General features: G+C 58.7%; 18 protein-coding genes and 1 tRNA gene. 14 read left to right on the top strand and 5 right to left on the bottom strand.

Annotated features, from left to right (window positions below; all coding sequences use genetic code 11):
• Positions 1-30: 30 nt before the first annotated feature.
• Genes murI through hemA form a run of 5 tightly spaced genes read right to left on the bottom strand, consistent with a single transcriptional unit; the run spans position 31 to position 4,766 of the window.
• Positions 31-825, bottom strand: coding sequence for a glutamate racemase (gene murI / locus RB216_RS03615; protein WP_308908328.1), 795 nt, complete (start codon positions 823-825; stop codon positions 31-33).
• Positions 818-1,573 (bottom strand): molybdopterin-synthase adenylyltransferase MoeB, encoded by a 756-nt coding sequence (locus RB216_RS03610; RefSeq protein ID WP_028618753.1) that lies wholly within the window; start codon positions 1,571-1,573, stop codon positions 818-820. Before RB216_RS03610 ends, murI begins: the two co-directional genes overlap by 8 nt.
• Positions 1,567-2,397, bottom strand: coding sequence for a peptide chain release factor N(5)-glutamine methyltransferase (gene prmC, locus RB216_RS03605; protein WP_028618752.1), 831 nt, complete (start codon positions 2,395-2,397; stop codon positions 1,567-1,569). The genes RB216_RS03610 and prmC overlap by 7 nt, the downstream gene beginning before the upstream one ends.
• The gene (gene prfA, locus RB216_RS03600) at positions 2,398-3,480 is read right to left on the bottom strand and encodes a peptide chain release factor 1 (protein ID WP_028618751.1); all 1,083 of its coding nucleotides are present in this window, start codon (positions 3,478-3,480) and stop codon (positions 2,398-2,400) included.
• Entirely contained in the window at positions 3,477-4,766 is a 1,290-nt protein-coding gene (gene hemA / locus RB216_RS03595; protein WP_308908327.1) for a glutamyl-tRNA reductase, read from the bottom strand. The genes prfA and hemA overlap by 4 nt, the downstream gene beginning before the upstream one ends.
• Before the next feature lie 182 nt (positions 4,767-4,948).
• Between hemA and RB216_RS03590 the strand changes: the two genes are divergently transcribed.
• The 14 genes from RB216_RS03590 (at position 4,949) to sctL (ending at position 15,884) form a co-directional block, all read left to right on the top strand.
• Positions 4,949-6,673 carry a tetratricopeptide repeat protein gene (locus RB216_RS03590; protein ID WP_028618750.1) on the top strand — a complete coding sequence of 575 codons (1,725 nt, stop codon included), beginning with the start codon at positions 4,949-4,951 and terminating at the stop codon, positions 6,671-6,673.
• A gap of 4 nt (positions 6,674-6,677) precedes the next feature.
• Positions 6,678-7,295: a lipoprotein insertase outer membrane protein LolB gene (gene lolB, locus RB216_RS03585; RefSeq protein ID WP_028618749.1), complete on the top strand. Its 618-nt coding sequence runs from the start codon at positions 6,678-6,680 to the stop codon at positions 7,293-7,295.
• A 49-nt stretch (positions 7,296-7,344) separates the two neighbouring features.
• Positions 7,345-8,148, top strand: a complete 804-nt coding sequence (ispE, locus tag RB216_RS03580; RefSeq protein WP_218169695.1) for a 4-(cytidine 5'-diphospho)-2-C-methyl-D-erythritol kinase — start codon at positions 7,345-7,347, stop codon at positions 8,146-8,148.
• Positions 8,149-8,184: 36 nt separating this feature from the next.
• A tRNA-Gln gene (locus RB216_RS03575) sits at positions 8,185-8,259 on the top strand.
• 45 nt (positions 8,260-8,304) lie between these two features.
• The gene (locus RB216_RS03570) at positions 8,305-9,246 is read left to right on the top strand and encodes a ribose-phosphate pyrophosphokinase (protein ID WP_003171603.1); all 942 of its coding nucleotides are present in this window, start codon (positions 8,305-8,307) and stop codon (positions 9,244-9,246) included.
• Positions 9,247-9,383: 137 nt separating this feature from the next.
• The gene (locus RB216_RS03565; protein WP_033896953.1) at positions 9,384-9,980 is read left to right on the top strand and encodes a 50S ribosomal protein L25/general stress protein Ctc; all 597 of its coding nucleotides are present in this window, start codon (positions 9,384-9,386) and stop codon (positions 9,978-9,980) included.
• A gap of 167 nt (positions 9,981-10,147) precedes the next feature.
• The gene (gene pth, locus RB216_RS03560) at positions 10,148-10,732 is read left to right on the top strand and encodes an aminoacyl-tRNA hydrolase (protein WP_028618746.1); all 585 of its coding nucleotides are present in this window, start codon (positions 10,148-10,150) and stop codon (positions 10,730-10,732) included.
• 21 nt (positions 10,733-10,753) lie between these two features.
• Positions 10,754-11,854 (top strand): redox-regulated ATPase YchF, encoded by a 1,101-nt coding sequence (gene ychF, locus RB216_RS03555; RefSeq protein ID WP_017529916.1) that lies wholly within the window; start codon positions 10,754-10,756, stop codon positions 11,852-11,854.
• Positions 11,855-12,170: 316 nt separating this feature from the next.
• Positions 12,171-13,094, top strand: a complete 924-nt coding sequence (locus tag RB216_RS03550; protein WP_028618745.1) for a sigma-54-dependent Fis family transcriptional regulator — start codon at positions 12,171-12,173, stop codon at positions 13,092-13,094.
• Between the two features lie 105 nt (positions 13,095-13,199).
• Entirely contained in the window at positions 13,200-13,439 is a 240-nt protein-coding gene (locus RB216_RS03545; RefSeq protein WP_134743006.1) for a hypothetical protein, read from the top strand.
• A 101-nt stretch (positions 13,440-13,540) separates the two neighbouring features.
• Positions 13,541-13,909 (top strand): hypothetical protein, encoded by a 369-nt coding sequence (locus tag RB216_RS03540; RefSeq protein ID WP_231980874.1) that lies wholly within the window; start codon positions 13,541-13,543, stop codon positions 13,907-13,909.
• Between the two features lie 6 nt (positions 13,910-13,915).
• Positions 13,916-14,713, top strand: coding sequence for a type III secretion system inner membrane ring lipoprotein SctJ (gene sctJ, locus RB216_RS03535; protein WP_028618743.1), 798 nt, complete (start codon positions 13,916-13,918; stop codon positions 14,711-14,713).
• The gene (locus RB216_RS03530) at positions 14,710-15,267 is read left to right on the top strand and encodes a hypothetical protein (protein ID WP_028618742.1); all 558 of its coding nucleotides are present in this window, start codon (positions 14,710-14,712) and stop codon (positions 15,265-15,267) included. Before sctJ ends, RB216_RS03530 begins: the two co-directional genes overlap by 4 nt.
• Positions 15,204-15,884 carry a type III secretion system stator protein SctL gene (sctL, locus tag RB216_RS03525; RefSeq protein ID WP_308908326.1) on the top strand — a complete coding sequence of 227 codons (681 nt, stop codon included), beginning with the start codon at positions 15,204-15,206 and terminating at the stop codon, positions 15,882-15,884. The genes RB216_RS03530 and sctL overlap by 64 nt, the downstream gene beginning before the upstream one ends.
• The last annotated feature ends 8 nt before the right edge of the window (positions 15,885-15,892 follow it).

The following is a 15,892-nucleotide window of genomic DNA, read 5'->3' as shown; positions in this document are numbered from 1 at the left end:
AGCTTATAACGCCGATATTTCACGAATTTTTCACGAAGCGAAGCTTCGCACATCGCCCGGATATTTCCATAGTGTCGGTAGGATATTTCTTAAGTGATACACATCGCCGCTGGTCCAGAACTGCGCAGGTTCTGGATTGCCGTCGGCCAGCAACTCGCGCTCGCTCAGCAAGCGCTTGAGCTGGCGGGCCACGGCGGCACCGGTGTCGATGAGAATGATGCTGGGGGGCAGCATCTGCGCCAGGAGTGGCTTGAGGAAGGGATAGTGGGTGCAACCGAGGATGATGGTGTCGCAGCCTGCGCTGAGCAGTGGTTCGACGTAACCCTGCAACATCTGGCGCAGGGCTGGGCTGGTCAGGTCACCGCTTTCAATCAGCTCGACCAAGCCCGGGCACGGCTGGGTGATGACCTTCACATCGGTGGCGAATCGGTCGAGCAACGCAGCGAACTTGGCGCTTTGCAGCGTGCCGGTGGTGGCAAGCACCCCGACGACGCCACTGCGAGTGGCCGCTGCTGCAGGTTTTACTGCCGGCTCCATGCCTACCAGTGGCCAGTCAGGAAAATCCAGGCGCAGGTCGGCGACAGCGGCGACGGTGGCGGTATTACAGGCAATCACGAACGCCTTGGCGCCCTGCTCCCGGAAAAACGCTGCCACCCGCCGAGAACGCTCGAGGATAAACGCCGGGCTTTTCTCGCCGTAGGGGATGTGCCCGCAATCGGCCACGTACAGCAGTGATTCGTGGGGCAGCAGTTGATGGATTTCCTCCAGCACGGTCAATCCGCCGATACCGGAGTCGAACACACCGATCGGCGCACCCTTACCCATGTTGCGTCCCGCACACGCTGCAACCGGGATCACGCTTGACGCGCAACTCGCGAAAGCGCGTGGTCAAGGCATCGATAAGCAACAGGCGGCCCACCAGCGGCTCGCCGAAACCGGCCAGCAGTTTCAAGGCTTCCAAAGCTTGCAGGCTACCGACCATCCCCACCAACGGGCCGATTACGCCAGCTTCGCTGCAGGTGAGTTCGATATCGCTGCCGTGCCCGTATAAACAGTGGTAACACGGGCTCTCTTCGCGGCGCGGGTCGAACACCGACAGTTGCCCTTCAAGGCGAATGGCGGCACCGCTGATCAAGGGTTTGCCCGCCGCGACGCAAGCCGCGTTGACCGCTTCGCGGGTGGAGAAGTTGTCGCTGCAATCGAGCACCACGTCCACCGCTTCGACCGCTGCCGCCAGTGAATCGGCATCCAGCGCGGTGCGGTGGGCAATCAACGTGATTTCGGGGTTGATGGCCGTCAGGCGGCGCAGGGCCGAATCGACTTTGGTCTGCCCGACGCTGTCGGTGTCATGGATGATCTGGCGTTGCAGGTTGGTCAGGTCGACGGTGTCGAAGTCCGCCAGATGCAGTTCGCCCACGCCCGCCGCCGCCAGGTACAGCGCAACGGGCGCGCCCAGGCCACCGAGACCGACGATCAAGGCACGGCCGTTTTTCAGGCGCAATTGGCCGTCAATGTCGACATGTTGCAACAGAATCTGTCGGCTATAGCGCAACAGCTCCTGATCGGTCAGCACGGCCGGCGCCCCAGGGTGATGCGCTCGTGGCCGCCGAGGTCGATGCGGCTGTGAACCTCTTCAAAGCCTTCACTCAACAGCAGGTCGCGCACGGCCGGCGCCTGGTCGTAACCATGCTCCAGCAACAGCCGGCCACCAGCATTAAGGTGGGCGGGGGCTTGTTTGATAATCAAGCGCAAGTCGTCCAAACCATCATGACCGGCCACCAATGCGCTAGCCGGCTCAAAACGCACATCGCCCGCCGCCAGGTGCGGATCATTGGCGGCAATGTAAGGCGGGTTGCTAATGATCAGATCATAGGTATGACCTTGCAGCGCGCTGAACCAATGGCTGTTCAGCACCATTGCGTTGTTAAGGTGCAGGCGCTGGCGATTGCGCTCGGCCAGTGCCACCGCTTCCAACACTCGGTCGACGGCGGTGACTTGCCAGGCAGGGCGCTCGCTGGCCAGGGCCAAGGCGATGGCACCGCTGCCGGTGCCCAGGTCGAGGACCTTGGCGGGGGTGGCCGGTAACAATTCCAGGGCAGCTTCCACCAGCAATTCAGTGTCCGGACGCGGAATCAGCGTGTGGGGCGCGACCTCCAGGTCCAGCTTCCAGAAACCTTGCTGGCCGAGGATATACGCCACCGGCTCACCGCCACGACGACGTTGCAGGTAGCTGGCAAAAGTCAGCGCGTCTTCACTGGTGACGATTTTCTCGGGCCAAGTGTGCAAGTAGCTGCGCGACTTGCCCAGAGCCGCCGCCAACAACAATTCGGCATCCAGACGCGCAGTGGGCGAATCCGGAAGGTCAGCGGCGCGCAGCAGGCTGGCGATGATGGTCATTTATTCACCTATCGCCGCGAGTTGATCCGCCTGGTATTCGGCGAGCAATGGCTCGATTACGGCGTCTACGCCACCGGCGAGAATCTCGTCCAGGGAGTAAAGCGTGAGGTTGACCCGGTGGTCGGTGACCCGGCCCTGGGCAAAGTTGTAGGTGCGGATGCGCTCGGAGCGGTCGCCCGAGCCCACCAACAGCTTGCGCTCGCTGGCAATCGCGTTGGCGGCGGCGCTGGTCTGCTGGTCGTTGAGCTTGGCCGACAGCCAGGACATGGCCCGCGCACGGTTCTTGTGCTGGGAACGCTCTTCCTGGCACTCCACTACGATGCCCGACGGCAAGTGAGTGATGCGGATGGCGGAGTCGGTCTTGTTGACGTGCTGACCGCCAGCGCCCGACGAGCGGTAGGTGTCGACGCGCAAGTCGGCCGGGTTGATCTCGATGGCTTCCTGCTCGTCCGGCTCGGGCAGCACGGCCACGGTGCAAGCGGACGTGTGGATTCGGCCCTGGGACTCGGTCGCCGGCACGCGTTGTACGCGGTGTGCGCCGGACTCGAACTTGAGCTTGCCGTAGACGTTATCGCCTTCAACCCGCGCGATGACTTCTTTATAGCCGCCGTGCTCGCCTTCGTTCTCGGACAGGATTTCTACCCGCCAGCCGCGGCGCTCGGCATACCGCGAATACATGCGGAACAGGTCGCCGGAGAAGATCGCTGCTTCGTCGCCGCCAGTGCCGGCACGGATTTCGAGGAATACGTTGCGCCCGTCGTTCGGGTCCTTCGGCAGCAGCATGCGTTGCAGGTCGCCTTCCAGCGCAGCCAGCTTTTCCTTGGCTTCGCGGACTTCTTCCACGGCCATTTCACGCATGTCCGGGTCGCTATCCTTGAGCAGCGCCTGGGCGCCTTCGAGGTCGGCCTGGGTTTTAAGCCACTGCCCATAAGTGGTCACAATCGGCTCAACTTCCGCGTACTCCTTGGAATACGTACGGAATTTGGTCTGATCAGAGATGACTTCGCCATCGCCGAGCAAGGCGGTCAGTTCTTCGAAACGGTCCTGGAGCACGTCCAGTTTATTGAGCAGTGACGCTTTCATTGCGGTTTTTTATCCGAAGAGCTATCTGACGCGCCCTCACCGAGGGCAAAGAGTTCCTGGGCCATGGCCAGCGCATCGAGGCGGCCTTCGGCGGTAAGCTTTTTTAATTGTACGCTGGGCGCGTGGAGCAGCTTGTTGGTGAGACCACGCGCCAGTTGCATCAGCACTTCTTCGGCGCTGCTGCCGTTGGCCAGCAAACGCTGGGCCTTGATCAACTCCTCGTCGCGCAGGCGTTCGCCCTGCTGACGATACGCCTTGAGCACATCCACCGCCGCCAATTCACGCAGGCGCACCATGAAATCTTCGGCGCCCGTGCTGACCATCTCTTCAGCCGCCTGGGCGGCGCCTTGACGGCTCTTGAGGTTTTCGGCGACCACTTCGTGCAGATCGTCGACGCTATAGAGGTAAACGTCGTCCAACTCGCCGACTTCGGGTTCGATATCCCGAGGAACGGCGATATCCACCATAAAGATCGGTTTGTGCTTGCGCAGCTTCAACGCGCTCTCGACCGCGCCCTTGCCAAGAATCGGCAACTGGCTGGCGGTGGAGCTGATGACGATATCGCTGCGCACCAGTTCGGCCGGGATATCCGCCAGCAACACGGCATGCGCGCCGAACTGCTCGGCAAGGATGCTCGCACGCTCCAGGGTGCGGTTGGCGACAACAATGCGCTTCACGCCCAGATCGTGCAGGTGACGGGCGACCAGGGTGATGGTCTCACCGGCGCCGATCAGCAGGGCCTGGCTGCGCTGCAAGTCACTGAAAATCTGTTTGGCCAGGCTGACGGCAGCAAACGCCACGGACACCGGGTTTTCACCGATGGCCGTATCGGTGCGCACTTGCTTGGCGGAATTGAACGTCGCCTGGAACAGCCGGCCCAGCAGCGGGCCGACGGTGCCAGCCTCACGCGCCACGGCGTAGGCGGATTTCATCTGGCCGAGGATCTGCGGCTCGCCCAACACTAGCGAATCGAGACCGGATGCCACACGCATCATGTGACGAACTGCCGCATCCTCTTCGTGCACATAAGCGCTCGCGCGCAGGTCGTCGAGGCTTAAATGGTGGTAATCGGCCAGCCAGCGCAGTACCGCATCCGCTGAAAGATGTTCCTGCTCTATATAAAGCTCGCTGCGATTGCAGGTCGAAAGGATCGCAGCTTCGCGACTGTCGGTGAGCCGGCAGAGCTGCTGCAGGGCCTCAACCAACTGCTCTGGCGTAAACGCCACGCGCTCGCGCACGTCTACGGAGGCAGTCTTGTGGTTAATACCGAGTGCGAGGAAGGCCATTCAATATCGCTGATGATGTCGGGAAGCCGACAATTGTCCTACTTCGAAAGATTCAGAACAACCACCGTAAGCTATTGTCCTAATGCCTTGTGTCTATAAAGGCACCCGTTGAGACTCGGTTATGTTTGGCCGAAGGCTTGTGTCATGATGATCCGACCGCAGGTTAGTCGTCCTCTTCCTATATGAATAGATCTTCCGCGTTGCTCCTTGCTTTTGTCTTCCTCAGCGGCTGCCAGGCCATGGCACCCGTGTCGCCGGACGGTACGCCGCCGGTGGAAGACAGCACCCCCGCCCCTGAAAAGCCCAAGGTTTATTCCTCGTTCAGTGAAGAAACGGTGTACAGCCTGCTGACCGCGGAACTCGCCGGCCAGCGCAATCGTTTCGACATTGCGCTGGACAACTACGTGACCCAGGCCATCAACACCCAGGATCCGGGGATTTCCGAGCGCGCGTTCCGCATCGCCGAGTACCTGGGCGCCGACCAGGCTGCGCTGGACACCTCGCTGATCTGGGCGAAGAACGCACCGGACGACCTGGAAGCACAACGCGCGGCGGCCGTTCAACTGGCACGCGCCGGGCGCTATGACGACTCCATGGTCTACATGGAGAAGGTCCTGCAGGGCAAGGGCGACACCCATTTCGACTTTCTCGCGTTGTCGGCGGCCGACACTGACCAAGACACGCGCAACGGTTTGATGAAGAGCTTCGACCGCCTGCTGCAAAAACACCCGAAGAACAGCCAGCTGATTTTTGGCAAGGCCTTGCTGCTGCAACAAGATGACGAAGCTGACGCAGCGCTGAAGCTGCTCGAGCAGAATCCGCCGGAAGAAGGCGAAATCGCGCCTATCCTGCTGCGCGCGCGCCTGCTGCAGAATCTCAATCGCGGCAAGGAAGCGATTCCGCTGCTGGAAAAAAGCATCAAGAAGTATCCGGAAGACAAGCGCCTGCGTCTGACCTACGCGCGCATGTTGGTGGAGCAGGACCGCATGGAGGACGCCAAAGTGCAGTTCGCCAGCCTGGTCCAGCAATACCCGGACGATGACGAATTGCGCTACTCCCTGGCGCTGGTGTGCCTGGAAGCCAAGGCCTGGGACGAGGCCAAGGGTTACCTGGAAGAGCTGATCCAGCGCGAAAGCCATGTGGATTCGGCGCACTTGAACCTTGGCCGTATCGCCGAGGAGCGCAACGACCCGCAGGCCGCCCTGCTCGAATACGCCCAGGTCGGTCCAGGCAATGACTACCTGCCCGCCCAGTTGCGCCAGGCCGATATCCTGATGAGCAACGGTCGCACCGATGAGGCGGAAAAACGCCTGGCTGCGGCGCGCGATGCCGAGCCGGACTATGCGATCCAGCTGTACCTGATCCAGGCTGAGACCTTGTCGGCCAACAATCAGGGGGAACGTGCCTGGAAACTGCTGCAACAAGCCTTGTTGCAATTCCCCGACGATTTGAACCTGCTGTATACCCGTGCTATGCAGGCGGAAAAACGCAATGACCTGGCCCAGATGGAAAAAGACCTGCGCCTGATCATCAAGCGCGACCCAGACAACGCCATGGCCCTCAACGCCTTGGGTTACACGCTGTCCGACCGCACCACGCGTTACGCCGAAGCCAAGGTGTTGATCGAACAAGCCCACAAGCTCAACCCGGAAGACCCGGCCGTACTCGACAGCCTGGGCTGGGTGAATTACCGCCTGGGCAACCTGGACGAAGCCGAACGCTTGCTGCGCCAGGCGCTGGAGCGCTTCCCCGACCAGGAAGTCGCTGCTCACCTGGGCGAAGTGCTATGGGCCAACGGCAAACAGCGTGAAGCACGACAAGTCTGGGAAAAATTTCTCAAGGAACAACCCGAAAGCCCCATCCTGCGCGGCACCATCAAGCGCCTGACCGGATCCGAGACCCTTTAAGCTTATGTTCTTGCGCCACGTAGTTATTTTCAGCTTCATCGCCCTGCTCGCCGGTTGCGCGGGCATAGGCAGCCGCGAATCCGTTGAAGGCCAGGGCAACCCGGCGCAATGGAAGCAGCACAAGGATCAGCTCAGCAGCATCGACGGCTGGCAAATCGAAGGCAAAGTGGGGGTTCGCGCGCCGAAGGATTCCGGCAGCGGCACCTTGTTCTGGCTGCAACGCCAGGACTACTACGATATTCGCCTGTCCGGCCCGCTGGGCCGTGGCGCGGCACGCCTGACCGGTCGCCCGGGGCAAGTCAGTCTTGAAGTGGCCAATCAGGGCCGTTATGAAGCGACTTCGCCGGAAACGTTGCTGGAACAACAGATTGGCTGGAAGCTGCCGGTGTCTCATCTGGTCTGGTGGGTACGCGGCCTGCCCGCGCCTGACAGCAAGAGTCGCCTGAGCCTCAACGGTGACAGCCGCCTGGCCACGTTGGAACAGGACGGCTGGCAGGTGGAGTATTTGAGCTACGTAGAGCAAAGCGGTTATTCGCTGCCTGAACGCATCAAGCTGCACGGTCCCGACCTTGACGTCACGCTGGTGATCAAGGACTGGCAACCGCGCAAACTGGGGCAATAACGTGACTGTACAAACACTGACCCTGCCCTCCCCGGCAAAACTCAATCTGATGCTGCACATCCTCGGTCGCCGTGAAGACGGTTACCACGAGCTGCAGACGCTGTTTCAATTCCTCGACTACGGCGATGAACTGACCTTCGCCGTGCGCGACGATGGCGTGATCAAGCTGCATACCGAATTCGAAGGTGTGCCTCACGACAGCAACCTCATCGTGAAGGCGGCGAAAAAACTTCAGGAACAATCCGGATGCGGGCTAGGTATCGATATCTGGATCGATAAAATTTTGCCCATGGGCGGTGGTATCGGCGGCGGCAGCTCGAATGCCGCGACCACCTTGCTGGGTCTCAATCACTTGTGGCAACTGGGTTGGGACGATGATCGCCTGGCCGCGCTGGGCCTGACACTGGGCGCCGACGTCCCGGTTTTCGTGCGTGGGCACGCGGCTTTCGCCGAGGGCGTGGGGGAGAAACTCAGCCCGGAATACCCCGAAGAGCCTTGGTATGTCGTGCTTGTGCCGCAAGTATCTGTAAGTACAGCAGAAATTTTTTCAGATCCGTTGTTGACACGTAACTCTTCTCCCATTAAAGTGCGCCCCGTTCCCAAGGGAAACAGTCGAAATGACTGCTTACCGGTTGTAGCAAGGCGTTATCCAGAGGTACGTAACGCTTTGAATTTGTTAGGTAAATTTACCGAAGCAAAATTAACCGGAACTGGAAGTTGTGTGTTTGGGGGCTTCCCAAGCAAAGCTGAAGCTGATAAAGTCTCGGCCCTTCTTACAGAGACCCTTACAGGGTTTGTAGCAAAAGGAAGCAACGTTTCGATGTTGCATCGCAAGCTGCAAAGTCTGCTCTAAAGGAACCGAGTGTTAGGCACTCGTTGCAACAGATACAGGGGCGTCGCCAAGCGGTAAGGCAGCAGGTTTTGATCCTGCCATGCGTTGGTTCGAATCCAGCCGCCCCTGCCATTTTCTATACTCATCCAGGTTACCCTCAGCCTCTAGGTACTGCGCGTGTCCAAGATGATGGTCTTTACGGGGAATGCTAACCCCGATCTGGCTCGGCGTGTTGTACGTCAGCTGCATATCCCTCTCGGTGACATCTCTGTCGGTAAGTTCTCCGACGGCGAAATCACAGCCGAGATCAATGAAAACGTTCGCGGTAAAGACGTCTTCATTATTCAGCCGACTTGCGCTCCGACCAACGATAACCTGATGGAACTCGTCGTGATGGCTGATGCCTTCCGCCGCTCCTCAGCGACTCGAATCACAGCTGTAATCCCTTACTTTGGTTATGCCCGTCAGGATCGCCGTCCGCGTTCCGCACGTGTGGCTATCAGCGCGAAAGTCGTCGCTGACATGCTGACCGTGGTAGGTATCGACCGTGTTCTCACGGTTGACCTGCACGCTGACCAAATCCAGGGGTTCTTCGATATTCCGGTAGATAACATCTACGGCTCCCCCGTATTGGTGGATGACATCGAAGACCAGCGCTTTGAAAACCTGATGATCGTGTCCCCGGACATTGGTGGCGTCGTGCGTGCACGGGCTGTTGCCAAATCCCTGGGCGTGGACCTCGGGATCATCGACAAACGCCGTGAGAAAGCCAATCACTCTGAAGTGATGCATATCATCGGTGATGTCGAAGGGCGTACCTGTATTCTGGTTGATGACATGGTCGACACTGCCGGCACCCTGTGCCACGCGGCGAAAGCCTTGAAAGAGCACGGTGCGGCTAAAGTCTTCGCCTACTGCACACACCCTGTGCTGTCGGGCCGAGCGATCGAGAACATCGAGAATTCCGTGTTGGACGAACTGGTGGTGACAAACACCATCCCGTTGTCCGCCGCCGCTCAAGCCTGTGCGCGTATCCGTCAACTGGATATCGCACCGGTCGTTGCCGAGGCGGTCCGCCGCATCAGCAATGAAGAATCGATCAGCGCGATGTTCCGCTAAGGGTCAAACCTTCGGCACATCTCACTGACGAAAAGCGCCCCGCCCCGACATTCTGTTGGGGCGGGGCTTTTTTGCCCATGTCGAGTACGGCGCTGGTCGCAAACGCCCCTCGATGATGGCTATTTTGGAGATACAAAATGACTGACTTTACTCTGAACGCTCAAGCGCGTACTGACCTGGGGAAAGGTGCGAGCCGCCGCCTGCGTCACGCCGCCAACATCCCAGCCGTTGTATACGGTGGTAACAAGCCTGCTGAATCCGTGACCATCCTGGCCAAGGAAATCGCCAAGCTGTTCGAAAACGAAGCTGCCTACAGCCACGTTATCGAGCTGAACGTCGACGGCGCCAAGCAGAACGTCATCGTTAAAGCGATGCAGCGTCACCCGTCCAAGCAGTTCATCATGCACGCTGACTTCGTTCGCGTTGTAGCTGGCCAGAAACTGACCGCCATCGTGCCTGTGCACTTTGTTGGTGAAGACGCTCCGGTCAAGAAAGGCGGCGAGATCTCGCACGTCCTGAACGAAATCGAAGTGACCTGCCTGCCGAAAGACCTGCCTGAGTTCATCGAAGTCGACCTGTCGGCTCTGGAAATCGGCGCTATCGTTCACCTGTCCGACCTCAAAGCCCCTAAAGGCGTTGAGTTTGTCGCACTGGCTCACGGTGATGACAAAGCTGTTGCCAACGTTCACGCTCCACGCGTTGCTCCAGAAGCTGAAGAAGGCGCTGCAGAGTAATTCACTCTGTATTGCCGGAGCTTGAGGAAACATCGCGGACCGGAACGTAGCGAGAAAGCGGGCGATAACGCGGCGTTTACTCTTGAGTAAATAGCTTCTGTCGTCCACTTTCGCCGCACACCGGTTGCGGCGATGTTATCCACAACTCCAAAGGAAGGGCCCCTGTCGTGACTGCCATTAAACTGATCGTTGGCCTGGGAAATCCAGGCGCCGAATACGAACAGACCCGGCATAACGCGGGGGCCCTTTTTGTTGAGCGCATCGCCCACGCCCAAGGTGTGAACCTAGTGGCTGATCGCAAATATTTTGGCCTGACCGGGCGCTTTTCGCACCTGGGTCAGGATGTTCGTCTACTGATTCCCACCACCTACATGAACCGCAGCGGCCAGGCTGTCGCGGCGCTTGCGGGCTTCTTCCGGATCAAACCCGAGGAAATCCTGGTGGCCCATGACGAACTGGACCTGCCGCCCGGTGTTGCCAAGCTCAAGCTGGGCGGCGGGCATGGCGGGCACAACGGCCTGCGCGACATCATTGCGCAGTTGGGCAATCAGAATAACTTCTACCGTCTGCGGCTCGGCATTGGCCACCCAGGCGTTGCCAGTATGGTTTCAAATTTCGTCCTGGGTCGTGCGCCACGCGCCGAACAGGAAAAACTCGATGCCAGCATCGACTTTGCCCTCGGCGTGCTGCCGGATATCTTCGCCGGTGAATGGAACCGCGCGATGAAAAACCTGCACAGCCAGAAGGCCTGACTCTTACCGAGGGGAAACACCATGGGATTCAATTGCGGCATCGTCGGCCTGCCCAACGTCGGCAAATCCACCCTGTTCAACGCCCTGACCAAGTCCGGTATTGCGGCGGAGAACTTCCCCTTCTGCACCATCGAGCCCAACAGCGGTATCGTGCCGATGCCGGATCCACGCCTGGACGCCCTGGCGGCCATCGTCAATCCAAAACGCATCCTGCCGACCACCATGGAATTCGTCGACATCGCTGGCCTGGTTGCCGGCGCGTCGAAAGGTGAAGGCCTGGGCAACAAGTTCCTGGCCAACATCCGTGAAACCGATGCCATCGCCCACGTGGTCCGCTGCTTTGAAGACGAGAACGTGATTCACGTCTCCAACAGTGTCGACCCGAAACGCGACATCGAGATCATCGACCTGGAACTGATCTTCGCCGACCTCGACAGCTGCGAGAAGCAACTTCAGAAAGTCGCGCGCAACGCCAAGGGTGGCGACAAGGACGCCGTGGTCCAGAAAGGCCTGCTGGAGCAGTTGATCGCTCACTTCACCGAAGGCAAGCCGGCACGCAGCCTGATGAAGAACATGGGTGTCGATGAGAAGGCTGTGATCAAGGGCTTCCACCTGCTGACCACCAAGCCTGTGATGTACATCGCCAACGTCGCTGAAGACGGCTTCGAGAACAACCCACTGCTGGACGTGGTCAAGGCCATCGCTGACGAAGAAGGCGCCATCGTTGTTCCGGTGTGCAACAAGATCGAAGCGGAAATCGCCGAGCTCGATGACGGCGAAGAAAAGGACATGTTCCTTGAGGCCCTGGGTCTTGAAGAACCGGGCCTGAACCGCGTAATCCGCGCCGGCTACGAGATGCTCAACCTGCAGACCTACTTCACCGCCGGTGTTGAAGAAGTCCGCGCCTGGACCGTCAAGGTCGGTGCCACCGCACCACAGGCCGCCGGTGTGATCCACACTGACTTCGAAAAAGGCTTTATCCGCGCCGAAGTGATCGCCTACAACGACTTCATCCAGTTCAAGGGTGAAGCCGGTGCCAAGGAAGCAGGTAAGTGGCGTTTGGAAGGTAAGGAATACATCGTTAAAGATGGCGATGTGATGCACTTCCGTTTCAACGTGTAATCGCTACTCGCGGTTTACGCCGAATATAAAAAGCCGATGCACTGCATCGGCTTTTTTGTGGGCGACGACTTTACGAATACTCTGACACAACAGATTAGTCTAAATATCAACAGTTTTCAGACTCTGCCTACTCTCCCCTGCACCGCTCTACTTAATACGTTCAGCGCCCGAAAACTATCAAACTTATCCCACATGACTTCGGCAACTAATCACCCTAAGGACCGGTGATAACTGTTATAAAATTCGCCCTATTGTGCAGAGCCTGCACGTTGTCTTTTCGACAGTGAAGCAAGAGCGAGTATGGAGTAATCATCCGATGTCGGCGCTTGACCACATGGAAAACGAAACAAGCACTTCACTCATTGAAGACGCTGACATTGAACATGTCTTGAGCAGCACTGCCCCCCTCAACGTTGACATCCTGTTGCTGGGAGAAACCGGCACCGGCAAAGATACCTTGGCACAACGCATTCATCGGCTATCAGGGCGACGGGGCAACCTGGTCGCGGTCAATTGCGCAGCCATTCCGGAGACCCTGGCGGAGAGTCAACTGTTTGGAGTCAACAGCGGCGCGTACACCGGCGCCGTGCAATCACGGGCAGGCTTTATCGAAGCCGCGCACCTGGGCACCTTGTACCTGGATGAAATCGACAGCTTGCCGCTCTCGCTCCAGGCCAAGCTGCTGCGAGTACTGGAGGCTCGTGGCGTTGAGCGCTTGGGTTCAACCCGCTTCATTCCGGTGGATATGCGCGTTATAGCGTCTGCCCAGCAGCTGCTGCATAAAATGGTCGAGCGAGGAGCGTTCAGGCGCGATCTTTATTTCCGGCTGAATGTGGTCACCATCCAGCTCGCGCCACTGCGTGAGCGCCGTGAACGCATTATCCCTTTATTCTTGAGCATGCTCAGGCAGGAGGCCGAGCGATTCAAACGCCCACCACCTTCACCACCCTGCACGCTGCTGCTGCAACTGCTTGGCTATTCCTGGCTGGGTAACGTGCGTGAATTGCGCTCGGCCGCCAAGCGCTGCGTACTGGGACTGCCACCGCTGTGTGGGCCGGCCATGCCGGATGAAGGGGTCGAGATAGGCCTCAAGGGCCGCCTTCAACAGATTGAAAAGACGCTGATTGAAGAGTCTCTGCAGCGGCACGAACACAATGTGGACCGTGTGGCAGTCGAGTTAGGCGTGGCCAAACGCACGCTTTACTACCGAATGAAACAACTTCATATTTCGTTGGATTAACCCCCAGGCAATCAACTAATAATTCGAAACATTTGCACGAAAAACTTCAGGAACGCCATCCACATCAACGGCCACATAGTTAGTGCCAGCAGCGATTCAAATATTATGAATCAAACTGGTAAACCCACTATCTTTATTGCAGGCATCTCTGGAGAACACCCAATGACGATACCCTCCAACACTGGCTATAACCCTTATCCGGTTGGCAATGGTTATGGCTCAGGCGCACCGAGTTTGGAACAAACCACCGAAGGGTCTAAAGAAGACAACAAAAAGATCGCAGAGTTGGCTCGAGAAGCTAGGTGGCAAACCGGCTTGAAGAGTGTTGCTGATACCTACCGCTAAGAATGGCCAGCTTCCCCGAGGCAATCAGTCGGGGAAGTTTTCTACACCGGCGACGCTGACCCAGCTTCGCCCTCCTGAGCCCTTGATGCAAAAGGTCTGGCATGCAAATCAAAACCGTTTTTTCCGCAGAGCATGACGACACTGGCAGCGCACACAGATCAGTTGAATATTCACCCGCACCGCCTGCCGATATCCATCTCTTCACCTCAGCCCTGGCACAGCCAACCCCCCTGGCTGCCACCACGCATCGGGCTGAACGGAGCAGCCTGCTGGCAGACGCGTCAGACGCGCTCGCCCACTCAACAGAACGCATGGGCAAAAGTTTGCGCGCCCTCAGTAAAAAAAATAACGAGCGTGCAATGCGGGACTACCCTAGCCACCTTTCCAACACCTTGCTGCTGACTCACATCCTGGTCAAGAGTGTCGGGAAAACCGCCCAAGGCCTCGATAAAATCAGCAATTTGCAGTAGCTGGGCATGAAGTCCCTCCTCCCCGCTCTGCTGCTTTTATGGCTCGCCTTCATGCTGAACGGTTGCAGTGAGCGCGTCGAACTCCACCGCCAATTATCCGAACAGGAAGCCAACGAGGTCATTGCCGAATTGGCTGACAAACATATCCGCGCACAAAAAGTGCCTGCTAAAGACGGTGTTGTCGTGGTCGTCAATGCCATCGACATCGGTCGTGCCGTGCGTACGTTGGAGGCGGTCGGATTGCCCAAGGTCGCACGTACCACATTGGGCGATACGTTTCGCAAGGACGGCGTCATTTCAACACCACTGGAGGAGCGGGCTCGGTACATCTATGCCCTGTCCCAGGAACTTGAGGCGACCTTGTCGAACATTGACGGTGTCATCGTCGCCCGGGTGCATGTGGTGCTTCCAGAGCGCATCGCGCCAGGAGAACCGGTGCAACCGGCCTCTGCTTCGGTTTTCATCAAGCATGATCCGCGGCTAGACCCCGATAATATCCGTTCTCGGGTTCGCCGAATGGTTGCCAGCAGCATCCCGGGAATGTCCACGGCGGTGGATAACCCGCAAAAGCTCACGGTGGTCTTCGTGCCTTCAATCGTCTATCAAGAGCAACGGCAGCTGACGTATTTCGGGCCGTTCTTGATACCCGCAGATGACCTCGGTTTTTGGCGCGCCAGCATGACCCTTACGTTGGTTGCCATCGTGATGACGACGGCCGCGTTACTCTTCCTGCGCAACCGGCGACAGCGGGCAATCCAAGCTGCGGCCGGCTACTCCAATAATTCGCAAGCGACCCACCCGTGAGTGAACACCTGAGCTGGGCGCAATGGTGGGCGCGTCCTTGGAGGTCGGCGCACGATGACTGGCATACCCTCGGCGACCCAGTAATCAACGCGCTGCGCCTTATCGACGCCCCAGTGAACTGTACCGTCGAAGGGATTACCCCAGGCCTGCCCCCTGCTCCTCACCCCACGCTGCTCAAGCTGGCCTTGGCGTCGGTCTCGGAACTCGATTTCGTGCTCGACCTGATTGACAGCATTTGTAGGCCGCAAACCACCACCGCCTTGCAGGAGGATCATCACCTATGGTGCAAGCGAATTGCCAAGGCCTTGCCCCCGCAAACACTGTTACCTGCAGACGATCCTTTGCAACTGCTGCGTGCATGGGTTGAGCCTCCCGTCTGGCAACGCCTCCGATTGCGCTTTTGCTTTGCGCGTGTGCTCGAACTGGAAAGAAGCCACCGCCCATACGTCGGCGATGCGAGTCGCCTGGATACCCTGTGGCAAGCCGTGGTGTGGCGCATGACAACACGCACCAGCACTCGCGTGGTGCCTGCGCCCCACGCAATGGACAACTGACGATGCTCTGCCGACGCAAAATCACACTGCCGCCCGACGCCCATAGCCTGTCGCACGGGCTGATTCCCAGAGAGGTGCTCGCTGACTGCACCCAAGCCGAACACCTGTTAACCCGCGCCAAGGCTCAGGCTGACGCGTTGCTCAACCGCGCACAACTCAGCCGCGAGGCGCTTTTGGAGCAGGCGGGCCAGGCGTTCTGGCAACGCGCCAACGCACAGCTGCATCGATGGGAAAACGAGCAAAAAGCATTGTGCGACAACCTGGAGCGGTACATCACAGGGGTCGTCAACCAGGCGATCAGGCACCTGCTTGACGAGACGCCGCAGCCACAACGCCTGGCAGCGCTGCTCAAGCAATTGCTGGCAAGCCAGGTACCGGAGGTGAATGCGCTCCTGTTGTGTCATCCACGGGAAATCGAGGCACTCAAACATTGCCTCAGCCGCCATGACGCCGCGCGTTGGAGACTTCAGCCAGACGACACCATCAGCACTCAAACCCTCGTTCTGAAAACCGACGAAGGCGACTTTCACATCAATTGGGCCTCCATGCTTGCCCCGTTTTCCAAAGAAGGTGATCGGGCTCCACTGGCTGGCCTGGCGCAATCAACTTGGAACTGAATAGCCAG

This window comes from Pseudomonas canadensis, from assembly GCF_030980095.1.
Lineage (GTDB): Bacteria > Pseudomonadota > Gammaproteobacteria > Pseudomonadales > Pseudomonadaceae > Aquipseudomonas > Aquipseudomonas canadensis.
Note: the sequence above shows the minus strand (reverse complement) of the source record. Positions and strands in the feature narration are given on the sequence as shown.